Source organism: Spiroplasma helicoides (assembly GCF_001715535.1).
Lineage (GTDB): Bacteria > Bacillota_I > Bacilli_A > Mycoplasmatales > Mycoplasmataceae > Spiroplasma_A > Spiroplasma_A helicoides.
On record NZ_CP017015.1, the window covers coordinates 1,049,037 to 1,064,137 of the forward strand.

At 26.1% G+C, this 15,101-nt stretch carries 8 protein-coding genes; 3 read left to right on the forward strand and 5 right to left on the reverse strand.

The annotated features are described in order from the left end of the window. Positions 1 to 62: 62 nt before the first annotated feature. Genes SHELI_RS04775 through SHELI_RS04785 form a run of 3 tightly spaced genes read right to left on the reverse strand, consistent with a single transcriptional unit; the run spans position 63 to position 6,249 of the window. Positions 63 to 2,978 carry a sucrose-6-phosphate hydrolase gene (locus SHELI_RS04775; protein WP_069117155.1) on the reverse strand — a complete coding sequence of 972 codons (2,916 nt, stop codon included), beginning with the start codon at positions 2,976 to 2,978 and terminating at the stop codon, positions 63 to 65. Then, positions 2,965 to 4,629: a glycoside hydrolase family 13 protein gene (locus SHELI_RS04780; RefSeq protein ID WP_069117157.1), complete on the reverse strand. Its 1,665-nt coding sequence runs from the start codon at positions 4,627 to 4,629 to the stop codon at positions 2,965 to 2,967. Before SHELI_RS04780 ends, SHELI_RS04775 begins: the two co-directional genes overlap by 14 nt. Beyond that, complete coding sequence (locus SHELI_RS04785) at positions 4,630 to 6,249, reverse strand: alpha-glucosidase (protein ID WP_084449266.1); 1,620 nt, start codon at positions 6,247 to 6,249, stop codon at positions 4,630 to 4,632. It lies immediately after the preceding gene. A 329-nt stretch (positions 6,250 to 6,578) separates the two neighbouring features. Between SHELI_RS04785 and SHELI_RS04790 the strand changes: the two genes are divergently transcribed. Beyond that, positions 6,579 to 6,809, forward strand: coding sequence for a hypothetical protein (locus SHELI_RS04790; protein WP_069117159.1), 231 nt, complete (start codon positions 6,579 to 6,581; stop codon positions 6,807 to 6,809). A gap of 359 nt (positions 6,810 to 7,168) precedes the next feature. On the opposite strand, the gene SHELI_RS04795 is transcribed toward SHELI_RS04790, so the two are convergent. Both SHELI_RS04795 and SHELI_RS04800 read right to left on the reverse strand, forming a co-directional pair. After that, positions 7,169 to 9,517: a hypothetical protein gene (locus SHELI_RS04795; RefSeq protein ID WP_069117161.1), complete on the reverse strand. Its 2,349-nt coding sequence runs from the start codon at positions 9,515 to 9,517 to the stop codon at positions 7,169 to 7,171. 45 nt (positions 9,518 to 9,562) lie between these two features. Continuing rightward, positions 9,563 to 11,752 (reverse strand): hypothetical protein, encoded by a 2,190-nt coding sequence (locus SHELI_RS04800; protein ID WP_069117162.1) that lies wholly within the window; start codon positions 11,750 to 11,752, stop codon positions 9,563 to 9,565. 415 nt (positions 11,753 to 12,167) lie between these two features. On the opposite strand from SHELI_RS04800, the gene SHELI_RS04805 reads away from it, so the two are divergent. Both SHELI_RS04805 and SHELI_RS04810 read left to right on the forward strand, forming a co-directional pair. Continuing rightward, the gene (locus tag SHELI_RS04805; RefSeq protein ID WP_069117166.1) at positions 12,168 to 14,012 is read left to right on the forward strand and encodes a hypothetical protein; all 1,845 of its coding nucleotides are present in this window, start codon (positions 12,168 to 12,170) and stop codon (positions 14,010 to 14,012) included. 79 nt (positions 14,013 to 14,091) lie between these two features. Further along, entirely contained in the window at positions 14,092 to 15,081 is a 990-nt protein-coding gene (locus SHELI_RS04810) for a lipoprotein (RefSeq protein ID WP_069117171.1), read from the forward strand. Positions 15,082 to 15,101 lie beyond the last annotated feature (20 nt).

The following is a 15,101-nucleotide window of genomic DNA, read 5'->3' on the forward strand; positions in this document are numbered from 1 at the left end:
TAAATAAAATATTAGAGGCAAAAAATAACTACAAGTTTATTACAAGTAGCTATTTTTAGAATTTATTTTAAATTGTATTTAGTTATATCAAATTTAGCTTTTGCTTTGTTTGCAAATATTTCAATATCTTCACTATCTTCAATAGGAAATATTCTTGATGTCATAACATATTCACCATCATTTATAAATATTTCTACAGTCGAATTATCAACAAATATATCAAATTTTACTTTATTTTTTTCATAAGGTATTTCTCTTATTTCCCCGAATTTTTCTGAAAATAAAATTCCAGAATTATTTCTATCTAAAATGATTTTTTTATTTTTAGAATCTAAATAAATACTTGTAAACTCTTTTTCGCCAACTCTAAATTTTACTCCTGATTCTCCGTTTCCGTTTGTATCTAATTCACAAATTAGCTCATAATTTTTAGATTCTAAGTTTTCTAATTTCAATGATTGATTTTCTAACTCTTTTTCTAATTTTTGTTCTTTTTTTCTTAATGAAAAAATGCTTTCGACTGGTGTTTGATAAAGTTTATCATTTACAATTGATAATTTTCTTGGTATTGATAGACAATTAGCCCATGACTCATCATCTGTTGGGTAATCTGTGTCAGGTAAACCAACTCATCCTACTAAAATTTTTTCTTTATCTTTACTTTCAGTAGTTTGTACTGCATAAAAATCAAATCCATAATCTATTGGCATAAAATCTTGATCAGTTGTATATTTATTTTTTTCTGCATCAAATTTTCCAATATTATAAACCGCATTATGAATGTTTTTTAAATTATCTTTTTTATTATTTAAAGCTGATATCATTAAAACATCCTTGTTATCAACGCTAGTTATATCAGGACACTCTCACATTGAACCAAAGTTTTTAAACTTAGTATCAAGCTCCCCGACATAATCTCATTTTTTTAAATCACTTGATTTATAAGTTAAAATACATCCTGTTTCGTTTTCTCGTTGAGCTCCAACAACCATATAATAAAAGTTATCTTTCAAAAATATTTTTGGATCTCTAAAATTATTTGTGTAACCTACTGGTTTTTCTTTTATGATTGGTTTTTCAATTTTTGTTATCTTATTTTTTTCATCCATTATAGCTAAACATTGTGAAGAAAATCTTTCTCAATTTTTATCTCTTTTGTTTGCTGTATAGAATAAATATAATTGATTGTCTTTCACAATTGATGACCCTGAAAATATTCCGTGACTTTCATGGTCTAAAGTAGGTATTAATTTTGGTCCTTTGTTGCTTCATTTTACTAAATTTTTTGATGTTACTAAGTTTCAGTGTTTTAAACCATGAACTGCTCCGTATGGAAATCATTGATAGAATAAGTAATATTTATCGTTGTAATATGAGAAACCATTTGGATCATTTAACAATCCATATTTTGGTTGAATATGAAATTTATGTCTTCACTTACTATGTTTTACTCTATTTTTTAAATAAGCTTTTTCAATATGTTTCATTCCTTTAACTGAACGATATCTTTGTTCCTTAGTTCATTCATTTTTATTTAAAGCAAGTTTATTTTCTATTTCTTTTTTTTCTTGTTCTTTTTTAAGAATTTTATCTGGTGATGCAAATATAAATGTTAAAGTAAATGCTAGAGCAAAAGTTATTACTCCAATTAAAATATACATTCCAAATTGATATCAACTATATAAATACATCAATGGCGATAGAATTACAGCTAAACCATATGAATTGGCTTGTATTCCTAATAGTGAAAGTACAGCTCCACCAAGTCCTGAACACAATATCATTATTGACATTGGTCTAACCCCATATCTCAAAGTTACCCCAAACAACGCAGGTTCACTAACTCCAAGAAGCTGAGTTACTCCAGATCCAATACCCATAACTTTTTCATTTCTTTTTTTAACTCTCATACTTATAGCAAAACAAACAGCTGCATTAGAAAATCCAAACATTGCACAAACAGTAATTAAAGGATTATAACCTGTTTGACCTAACATTGTTGATTCGATTAAGAAGAATAAGTGATGCATTCCTGTCATAACAGTCACTGGATATAAGCAACCAATAAAGAATCCACCAATACCTCCAGGTATACCAATAATTGCTTTTACAACATAAACAATACCTGTTTCTACATAGTGTAAAATTGGGCCAAACACTAATAAACCACTAACAACAGTTACAAGTATCACTAAGAAAGGTGTAAACATTAAGTCTAATGCATTGGGCATTTTTTTTCTTAATACTTTTTCAAATTTTGAACCAATAAATCCTAGGAATATTGATGTAATAACACTACCTTGATAACCAACCAATGGAATAAAACCAAATATATATATTGGTTCAACTCCAGAATTTGGATCAGCAACCGAATATGCATTGGGTAGTAACGGATTTACTAACATTAATCCAATTACAAATCCCATAACTGGACTTCCACCAAATGTTTTAAATGCTGAATAACATATTAACGCCGGTAAAAATGCAAATACTGTATCGGTTAAAACTGAAATAACAACATTTAAAGCTTTTGGAACTTCAGAAACTGATGTTCCAAATAGTCCTAAAACAGAATCATTTAAAATTGCACCTTTTAGTCCTAAAAATAATCCTGTCGCAACCATACCTGGCATTATAGCTATAAATATTCCGGCCAATATTCTGATTGCATATTTAAATTTATTTTTTGGAGGAATTGATACAGTTTGTGTAACTTCAAAATTATTTGTACTATCTTCCATTAATGAGTCATAAACTTTATTAACTATTGATGGACCAAGTATAATTTGAAATTGTCCGCCATTATAAAATGTTCCTTTAACAATCTCCATATCTTCAAACTTAGATTTGTCAATAACATCCTTATTTTTAACTACAAATCTTAATCTTGTAGCACAGTGAGTCATAGAGGTAATGTTATCTTTGCCAACAATACCAATTATTTGCTCACCTACTTTCTTATAATTAACTTTTGTCATTACTTACCTCCACTATTATTCCTTGATAAGGTTTCATAGTTATTTTTTTGTCTAATATTTTTATATCTTCATAATTATTCAAAATAACATTTTTAATTTTAGTTGGAGCTTCTATGTTAACTTCTTGTGCTCCTAAGTTTATAAATACTAATAATTTCTTGTTGTTATACTCTCTGGAAAAACAAATAATAGCTTCTTTATCTATTTCTATTGAACTAAACTTTCCAAATGTTATTAATTCACTATATTCACTTTCTTTTTTTAAACTAATTAATTTTTTATAAAAATCATAAACATTATTATTAATTGAACAGATACCATCATTATGATTTGAATACTCGATTCATGGTTTTGCTTCACTAAAGCCAAATCCTTTTTCTAAATTTCAAAGCATTGGTGTTCTTGTGTTATCTCTGCTTCTCAAATTAATAAAGTTCAAAGCTTCTTGCTCAGTAAAACCTTCTTTTATTGACCGATAATAGTTATCAATACTTGATATATCATCGAACTCTCTAATATTATTTCTTACAAAGTTTTTCATTCCAAGCTCTTGTCCTTGATATATAAAAGGCACTCCTCTTAAAGTCATTAATAAAATAGCTAATGCTTTGGCGGCTGTCTCATTTTGAAATTCAGGTTCTTTTATAAGTTTAGACAACACTCTAGGTTGATCATGATTTTCTAAAAAGTTTGCACTTCAACCAATTTTTTGAATTTCCTCTTGAGATTTAAAGAGTTTATTTTTAAAGTCACTAACTTTTCAGTTTGTTCTTTTAAATCAATCTGTTCCAGATTCCACATCTATATCTGCATATTTGAAATCAAATATCATCGAAAAATATCCATCTTCACCAATGTATTTTGTAAAGTCATTATAATCAACACCTGGTGCTTCACCAACTGTTAAAGCATCATATTTTGCAAAAGTTTTTTCTTTTAACTCTAATAGAAAGTGTTCTATTCCAGGTCTATTTCTAGTTTTGTGTTTGCAAGTTACTAGACCATCGGCTCCATCTGAGGGTAGTGAACTATAATCTTGATCTTTTTTGATAAAAGTAATTGAGTCAATTCTAAATCCTGCAATTCCTTTCTCTAATCATCAATTAATCATTGCATAAATTTCTTCACGCATTTCTTTGTTTTCTCAATTTAAGTCTGGTTGTTTTTTATGAAATGCATGGAAATAATATTCATCATCCACTTTTTCTCATACCGAACCACCAAATATTGATCGTCAGTTGTTTGGTGGTTGCCCATCAATACCCTTCTTAAATATGTAATAATTTTTGTACTTACTATTTTTATCTTCTAAAGCTTTTTTAAATCATTCATGCTCATCACTTGTATGATTTACAACCAAATCTAGCAATATTTTTATACCAACTTTTTTACTTTCTCTTAAAAGTTTTTCAAAATCTTGCATACTCCCAAATTGTGGATCTATGTCTTTAAAATCTGATATATCATAACCGTTATCAGCCATTGGTGATTTAAATATTGGACATATTCAAATCATTGTTATTCCTAAATCTTTCAAATAATCTAGTTTTTCAGTAATACCATTTATATCTCCAATACCATCATTATTACTATCTTTAAATGATTTTGGATATATTTGATATACGATCTCATTCATTCATCACTTTTTCATTTAGTTCTCCTTATTTTCTTCTAAGAGAATAGATTCTCAAGGTTGTAAAACAATACTTTCTTTTAATTCTATTTGTTTAAAACTTATAATAACTTTATTATCTTTTTTAACAATTACTTCTATAGGTTCATCACTTCAATTTCCAACATATCTTATTTTTTTATCTTCATTGTAGATTGAAAAATCTGTCAAAGACTCAGTTACATTGTTTGTTTTTAGTTGAGAAGCGATAAATAAGTCTTTATATTCTGATTTTCTTAAACCATTTAACTTTTTAAAAAAAATCAAAACTGAGTTCTCATCTTTTAATTGATTTTCAACATTTATTTCTCTTTGATTTGTGCATGCTCTTATTCAAGGCTTACCTTTTGTAAATCCCATATTTACATCATTGTTTCATTGCATTGGTCTTCTTGCGTTGTCTCTCCCAAGTTTGTTTATCGTATTGAGAAATTCGTTCATTGACAAAAATTTTTCTTCGTCAACAAGTTTTTGTTTTTTTCTAAATAAATCTACATCTTCAAAGTCATTTAAATCTTCACTATAAAAGTTTTTCAATCCTATTTCTTGTCCTTGATAAATACATGGTGTTCCAGGAACAACATATTGCAATAAGGCTATTGTTTTAGCTGAGTTTTGACTGTATTTCTCAGAACCATATAAACTTACACTTCTTGGTAGGTCATGATTTTCAAATACATTTGAAAGTCATCCCCCTTTTTGTATAATAGAAAAATTATATTTAACAAAGCTTTCATATAATTGATCTGCTGTAGGTCTATTATATTCAGATCAGTCTTTTTTTATTTTTTTCTTAGTAAGACTAACGTGTTTAAAACTAAATATCATTGAAAGTTCTTGACTATCAGGTTTTGTATACTGCAATGCAATTTCTTCATTCGTTCTTCAACATTCACCAACTGTTAAAATTTCTTTATCAACATTAGCTTGTCTAAGAAGTTGAGCAATATTTTTATGCAAACTTGGTCCATTTTCAAACAAGTTTTTATCTACATCTTTACCGATTAGTTCAATAACATCAAATCTAAATCCGCTAACCCCTTTTTCAAGTCAATACTTTAAAATATTGGCACATTCTTTTATCACATTTGGATTATCTCAATTTAAATCTGGTTGTGTTTTATCAAATAGGTGCAAGTAATACTGCTTGCGCTCTTCAACATATGTTCATATGGGAATGGAAGTTCTTTGTAATGTTTCTTTAGGTATTTCATCCCTTCAAATATAAAAGTCTGAATAGTAATTATCTTTGCTTTTTTTTGATTCTTGGAAAAACATGTGTTTATCACTTGTATGATTAACAACAATATCTATTAATACTTTTAAGCCTTTTTGCTTACACTCTTTAATCAACTTATCAAAATCATCATTTGATCCAAATATTTCATTAACATTATAATAATCTTCTACATCATAACCATTATCAACCATAGGTGACTTATAAAAAGGTGATATTCAAATAGCATCAAAGCCATTTTGTTTAATATAATCTAATTTTTCGACTATACCATTGATATCTCCAACTCCATCGTTATTACTGTCATTAAAAGATTTTGGTCAAATTTGATAAAGATTGGCACTTTTTCATCAATATTCCAATTTTCTTCCTCCTTTATTTAAAAAAATTATATTTCACAAAATGATTAAAAAAGAACTTATAGTTATAAGTTATTTTGCCTCTAACTTGGAATTAATCCTTTAAAGATTAACCAATATATATTTTTTTAAAATTCAGCATTGTTATTGATAGATAAATTATTAGTTTTATTATTATGATTATTACAACTTTTTTAAAATCAATAACTCTTAAATAATAAGTCTTAACAATGATACTATCTAATTAGAGGTAATGATGAAACACTTAATAAAAAGTATGAATGATTTTTTTTAATTTCTCTAAGTTAAATAATTAATTTAGAGGAGAATATATGGAAAACAATAGACAAAAGATAATTTTAAAAATAACTATCTCGTCTCTTATTTCTGCTTTTTTAACAGTTTTTAATTTAATAACCATTTACTTACCAGGACTAGATATATCCTATTTTATAATCGCCATAATTTGTATTGTCTTAACTTGAGATATTGGTTTGTTTGTAACAATAACAACATCATTTTTAGCTTTTTTATATAAAGCTCCTGTTTTTTGATGCAATTAGTTACTTTATAACCAACTTTATCGCTTTGATAATATTTTTAACTTTAAAAAAAGCAATTTTAAATAATTTCATAATAATATATATTTTAAAATTTTTAATATGTACTTTATATGATACTTTTATATTTTACTCTGACTTACAATTAGCGATATTCAAACAACCACTTCTTTATAATTGGCAAAAGTTGTTGCAATAAATTGAGTTCCCCTTTGGTGTAAATATTGCCAAAAAGTTTATTTCATATATTATAAATCTTAAGTTATTTAAGGAATTCATTTTTAAATAAAAATAAAAAAAATATATAAAGTCAAGTTTTACTAAACTATTTTTTATATATTTCTTAAGTTAAATTTTTTGTTTTAGACTTGTTTAACACTAATTTCGGCATTGCTATTTTCAATTGCTTCATCATCTTTTTGACTTGCAACTAATGACGATATATAACTTTTCCCTTGCTCATTTTGTTGAAGTTCAATTGTGAACTTCGTTCTTTTATCATTATATGAGACTAGATACTCATATTTATTTTGATCAACTACTGTAGTTTCAACAATTAAACTATCCATTATTTTTTGATATTCTTTGATCATATTATTATTTATAGAAATTAGTTCATTTATTTTTTTGTCTGCAAAACTAACTAGACCTTTAAATAATCCTTGATATTCATTTAAAGTATTTGTCAATAAATCCATTGATGAGCCTTTAACTGAGTTACCACTTTTTTTCAATCCCAAACCAACCAATAATCCTTGTTTATTTTCTAAAGCATTCTTTAAACTTGTTTGAGAACTTGCAAGTGAGTTCAATAAATTTTTAAAACTATCAAAGTCAACAATAATATCTTGCTTTTCTGGTAAATAATTTTGTAAATCTGTTAAATAATCATTTAGACTTTTGCTACTAAAATAATGACCTAAATAATCTTTTGAATCATCAAAATATACTTTTTCTTTATCATCGGCATTTGCACCAATTCCAAATGATTCACCTATTTTTGATAATTCACTTAATGGTTGATTTAGAATTTTTTTAATGCTTATACCAATTCCGCCTTTAGTATCATATCAAATACATTTTAACCAGTCTTGTTTAAATTCTTCTCACTCACCAGCATTTTTGATTTTTTTAAAGATATCTGTTATCATTTTTGGAAGAACAATAGTTCCTCAACTTGATAAGAAATCTAAAACTTGCCTTATATTTTTTGTTCCAAACAATGAAACAGTTCCCCCACTCTCATATCCAACTCCAATATTTAATAATGATTTAATAAAATTATCTGGAAAAAATGAACCCGATATAGTTGAAATTCTTTCACCAGCAACCTCAGTTATAAAATATCCAAATATTTTTGCGTAAATTTCTTTCGAGTTTGAGTAATTCACATTTGGCTTTCATCACCCTTGATCAAATCCACCAAGATTTGTTTCTTTGCTATTTAATCCAGGAGTGTCATGTGTACTAAATAAAATACATACAATGTTTTTAATAATTCTTAATCCTTGACCATTTTGATCATCACACATCAACTTTAAAATTCTTATTCATTTTTGCATGTTAATACTGTTAACTTTTTCACCGTTTTGTGTTTTAATAGCTCCTTGTTTTACTTTTAAAACATCATCAACTGACAGAGTTTTTTCAGTCAAATCACTTTCGCTAAAACTATCTAAATATAAAAACATTACTCTAACAAATTTAACTATTCCACCAATGTATTTTACTTGTTTTAAACTTTCTTTAATATCGTTATCGAAACTTATTTTTCCATCAGTTAATTCTTTCAATACAACACCAAGTGCTTTTGATGCACTATCAAAGTTCTTAATACCAGTAGTAGATTTATTTCTCATACCATTAACAGATTTTGCTAGAGCAATAATACTATGTTGTATTGCATCAACATATGTATAATCATTTGAATCAAAATTTAATGCACTACTAATATCTTTCAAAGCCTGGCTATCATTATCTGTAAGAGTACTCAACGCTACATTTGCTTCTTCTGGTAAATTAGATAAAACTCCTTGAAATGAAAATAATAACATTAATAAATCTTTAATTCCGCTACCTGAAAAGTCAGATAAAGAATTTGCCAATGTTGGCATGATTTTATTTGCCATTTCTAACAATTCTGGAATTGATGATTTTGGATTATAAACTTTATTTTGATAAACGCTATTATCAAGAACACTATTTTCATTAATCAAACTAGATTCAAAGTATTTAGAATAAACTTCTTCAAAGTTACTTTTACTATAGGCTTTAAATTCATCGTCAAATCCTAAATCTAGATTCATATTGCTTATTTTTTGTTGCTTTAAAGTATTAAAGTAATATGATGAACTGTAGTGCGAATTTTGCAATTCTTCATCTAGTGAAGTTTCAACACCTAAATCCTTTAATGAATATTGATTGGCAAATAAAGCTTTAGAATATTGCTTCATTATTTCTGCTTTTGGATTTTGAACAATAGCCTCATTTTTAGGTGGATCATTATTTAGATTTTCATTTGGTTTTGGTTCTGTTGCATCAATTCACCCATCAACCGGCGGCACAACAGGTACTTCTGGCATATAATTATCATTATTTCCCAAAGCATTTGGGTCATAGGTCACCTCGGTTTTTGCACCACAACTCAAAGGTAGAATTGTTGTGTTCACACACATATTCAATGACCATAATAAAGTTAACATTTTTTTCATAAGCACCCTCCTTTGTAATTATGTAAAATTAGTTTTTAATTTTTTTTAATTACTAATATAATTAATTCCATTAACTTGATACTTAGTGTCTTTTTTTATTATTTGTATTTTGAACTGCATAGTTTTATTTTTATAGGATACAGTATATAAAAATTGAGTACTTGAAGCTTCTTCATAACTTACTTTTATTTCATTTTTGATACTTAAAATTGCACTTTTTAAACTATCTATTTTTTGGTTTATGCTTGCCAATTCCTTTTGAACTATCTCAATCAATCCTTTAATAATACCTCTATTTTCATATAACAATTGAGTTACATAATACATCGGTGAGTTTTGTCTTGATGTACCATCAGCATTTAAACCTAGACCCGATAATAATTGGTCTGTGTTATTTCACGCTTTTTTAAGAGTGTAGTCGCCTTCATATAAATAGTGAAATAAGTTTGCCAGAGTGTCAAAATTAACACTTTGTGTCTCATATTGTTTTAGTGAATTTCCAAGTTCATTTATATAATCTTTAAGAGACCTTGATCCAAAATAAATTTCTAAGAACGAAGATTTATCGTCAAAGATACCATCCTTATTATTATCAACATCACTTTCATATTTTTTGTCAACACTTGTAAATAAATCTAAAAGAGAATTAAACTTATTAGACATTTGGTCAACTGGAGTACTAAACAAATCATAAATATTTACTCCTAAAACATTTGTTTTATTATTTCAAATATAGCCAATTCAATCCTCACACAACTTATTTCATTCTAATTCACTAAATTTATCAAATATTGTTTTGAAAGATTCTGGTAACATATCTTTAATGCTTGGAATTATTTTAAGTATATAATCTAATGTCAATCCACTATTATAACCAATTCCTTTATTAATTAATGATTTTACAAGATTGCTTACATAATATTTCTTATTTACTCCATTAATATCTATTGTTTTACCTAATAATTCAACTGCAACATCACCAATAATTCTTGCATATATTTCTTTGTCATTTTTATACTCTACTTCTTGCCCAAATTCTCCAATACCACTAATATCTGTTTCATCAGTTTCATCCTCATTTGAGCCATATCCAGGTGTATCATGAGTTGAAAATAAAATATTGATAATGTTTTTAAAAATGGTTAAGCCTTTTTCAGGATCATTAACCATTGTTTTAAAAATACTAATTCATTTTGCAAAATCAAAGCCATTATTTAATTTACCATCACTTGATTTGCTTATTTGTCCTTGCTTTACTTTTAAAACGTCTTCTACTTTTAATTTTTTGTTTGTAACTTGATCTTCTGAAAAGTTATCTAAATAGATACTTAAAACTCTAACAAATTTAACTACTCCCGGTATATACTTGATAGAATTTGTATCAAAACTAAATTTTAAGTTACCATTAATTAAGTTATCAATATTTTTAGCAATAGTAACTGAGGCATCATCAAATGAAGAAACCTTAGTTGTAATATTTAACATACCATTGATTGAATTAGCTAATCCTACAATACTATTTTGAATAGCATCAACATATGTAACATCAGTTTTTGAAAAACTAAATGCATCTTCTAAATCTTTTAAAATCTGATCATTATTTTCACCTAGCATTTTTATATAAGGTTCAATATCATCTTTAATTGCTCCAATTTGGCCTTGAAATGTTACTAGTAATGAAAAAATTGAAGTTATGCCGCTAATAGTTGGGCTTGCTAAACTGTTTGCCAATAATGGCAAAATTGTGTTAATTGTATTAACAGCATCTGGTAAAGTGTTTGCAGATGATAAAACTTTCCCTTTGTATAAAGTGTTATTAGTCTTTAATTCTTTAGCAACTAAATCTTCATTAAAATATTTGTCATATAAATCACCAAAACTAGCATCATCATCAGCACTAAAGTTTTTATCAAAATTTTTTTCATAATTCAAACTACTAATTGGTTCATTTTTAATATATTCTAAATAATCTTGTGAACTATAATGAAAGCTTTTTAAGCTTTCTTCAACATTTAAACCTAAGTTTTCTAATGAATTTTGACTTACAAATAAACCTTTTGCGAATTGACATAAGATGTCTGCGCTTGGATTTTTTGAATAATTGCTTGTGTCATCTTGATTAAAATCAACATTATCCATGTTTTGCTCTTTTACATCAACTTTACAAGCTACCGCTAATGCTGCAGATGAGCTAAAAATACTTGCCGCTGCTAATAAAGATAGTAATTTTTTCATATTGACCTCCAACCTATAATATTTTTTATAAACCTTTTTATTGATAAAAGCAAATTTATAAGTGTTAAAAGTAGTTATTTATAAGGCTTTGAATGATAAATATAAAATATAAAAAACTTTTAAATTTTAAAATTTTTTTATATTTTACATATTTTTTGAAGTTTACAAATTCAAGATAGTATTTTCAAGAAGTATAATCACTGTTTTAAGCTTTACTCGAGTTTTAACTTTGACAACATTTATAAAAGTATATTTTAATAAACTGTATTTGAATAAAGTAACATTAAATTTATGAGCTCAATAACTCTCAACAATGATACTATTTAATTAGAGGTAATGATGAAACACTTAATAAAAAGTATGAATGATTTTTTTTAATTTCTCTAAGTTAAATAATTAATTTGGAGGAGAATATATGGAAAACAATAGACAAAAGATAATTTTAAAAATAACTATCTCGTCTCTTATTTCTGCTTTTTTAACAGTTTTTAATTTAATAACCATTTACTTACCAGGACTAGATATATCCTATTTTATAATCGCCATAATTTGTATTGTCTTAACTTGAGATATTGGTTTCTTTGTAACAATAACAACATCATTTTTAGCTTTTTTATATAAAGCTCCTGTTTTTGATGCAATTAGTTACTTTATAACCAACTTTATCACTTTTATAATATTTGTAACTTTTAGAAAAGCAATTTTGAATAATAGATCATTAATTTATATTTTATTAATTTTAATAAGTACATTATATGATACTTTCATATTTTTACTTTGACTTACAATTAGCGATATTCAAACAGCCACTTCTTTATACTTGGCAAAAGTAGTTGAAATACATGTTTTATTTACGCTTTATTTATTTTTACCAATACTGACTTTTAACAAGGTTGAAAAAGTTATTTATAAAATAAATTTACGTTTACATAGCACTATTAATAAAAATTATTTTGCTTATTTAGAAAAAAAGGAATTTTTAAAAATGAAAAAATTTAGCGATAAAAAAATTAACTATATTTGACAGTTAACATCTTTGATAATATCAACAAACATTTTGTTTGCAACACTTGCTTTTATCCCTTTTAAAATTAATAGTATTTTTGGTTATCAACATATTTTACTAATGATCTTAATTCCAATCTTTATGTTGTTTATGACTCCGGTTTGAATGAAGTTAAAAAGAAAAACCAATAACAAAATTGTTTTAACTCATAATTGTGTGGGTTTAATGTTAGCAATCAGCTTAGTATTTTTAAGTTTTATTCTTAAAAATCCAAGCTTAAACTATGCTCTATTAGTTTTAGGAATAATATTACTAGGAGTATTTTTTGCTGGATTTGTTCCTATTAACATTGAAATAATTAAAAGTTATTATTTTAGAAACCAACTTAAAAACAAAGTTAATAAAATAATAACATTAACTTGCTTTGTTTTAGTGCCCATTGTTTTTTTATTAGATAATCATTTAAAAACTATTTATACAATGAGCTTGTTTTTGTTGTTACTTTCTTTTGTTTTATTGATTTTAATATCAAATCAAAATATTATGAGCGATGGAAATGTTTTACATGTAACAAAAGATGACTTTAAACTTGCTTTAAAAAGTAAAAGGTTTTTAGCCATAACTTTTAGTCAAAACTTTTTTGTAGGATTTGAAAAATATTTAGAGTATGGGTTAATATTTTTGTTTTTTATAAGTTTTGATAACAATAAACTTATTACCAACTTTTATGACCCAAAGCTTTATTTATATATCATTCTTGGTTATTTATTTAAGTATTTAGGAAGAGCGTTAGGATATTTATTTAAATGAAAAGAAGATAAAAACATAGCTATAAACTATACAGGAAATTGTTTATTTACTTTTGGTCTATTTGCTCTATTACTATTTAGTGTAGTTGTTCTTTTTATGAATTTTGAAAACATAAATCTAGTTTATAAAATTTTGATTATTGCTGTTCAATTTATACTTGGTTTTGCATATGTTTTAATTAAAAGATCACAAAACTTTGTTTATCGATCATTGTTTAAAAAAAATAACATAAATGGAGGTTTTATCTTTGACCATATAATTGGTAATGTACTATACGCTTTTATTTCTTACATTATATTTGCTATCTTTTTTGTAGCAATTCAAATTAATAACTATAGCTTTTTGATTATGAATGCTTTGTTATTTTTGACAACCCTTTCAATAACCATTTGTAACTTTTCTATTAAAAAAAATAATTTAGTTAGTGACACCAATTCAAAATAATTATCGATATTTAATAAAACTTTTTTAACACCTATATGTTTTGGTGCTATAATTTAGGCGGAAAAGGAAAAAGATATAGATGAAAAAGTTATTGAGTATATTAGCAACTACAGGATTAGTTGCTTCAAGTAGTAGTGTTGCAGTTGCATGTAACAAAAACAATGCAAGCGATAAAGATAGCAATAGTGACGGGAATGGTAACGAATCAAATGATACAGATTTAGACTTTGGACAAGACTTTAAAGATCAACAAGTAAGGATATACGAAGGCATTTGAGTAAAAATTAAAGTGTCAAAACCCAAAAAAGGAGCAGAAATTAAAGCAAGTAACGATAGTGAATTAAGTTTGAGTTCTGAAGTAAATAAAAAAGAAGACACAGATGGTAGTGGAGAATTCGTATTAAAAATTAGGGGTTTAAAGGCAAAAGATTCTATTCAAGTTGATGTTACATATAACGAAGTTAGAAAAAGTATTAATGTTAAAGTGTATGAAGATAAAGTAAATCCTTATTTTATGCAAACAGACGATTGTGAAATTCCAAAACAATCAGATAATAACAAAAATTTTAATTTTCCAACTGTAGAATTAAAAAATTCAAAAGCAAAAGATAACGACAAAAAAGTACCAGCGGTTAATTTTTCTGTAAAATCCTCAGATGAAAACATAGTTAAATCATCAATTAAAAAGGAATTAATTAATTCACTAAATTCACAAACAGCAGAAGTTGTATTAGAAGGTGTAAATGAAGGTCAAGCAAATATAACTGTATCTTATAATGATACAAGTATGACTTTTACAGTGACTGTTGGAAATAAATATGATTTAGGAAATTTAGTAAAGCAAAAATTTGAAGTAACTACTGAACAAAACAACGAAGATGGCATAGTAAAAATTATATTAGCTTATTTAGAAAGTATTGGCTACAAAGTTGATAGTTTTCCAAAACAGTTAGTTAAAAGGAATTTTAAAGCAGCAACTAATGACACACAAGGACAAATTCAAATAAATGCCTATTATAAATCAACTTTATTTTTATTTAACTGTATAGTTAAATTTAGTTTAAAATAAATAGACATTAACAAGTTTGG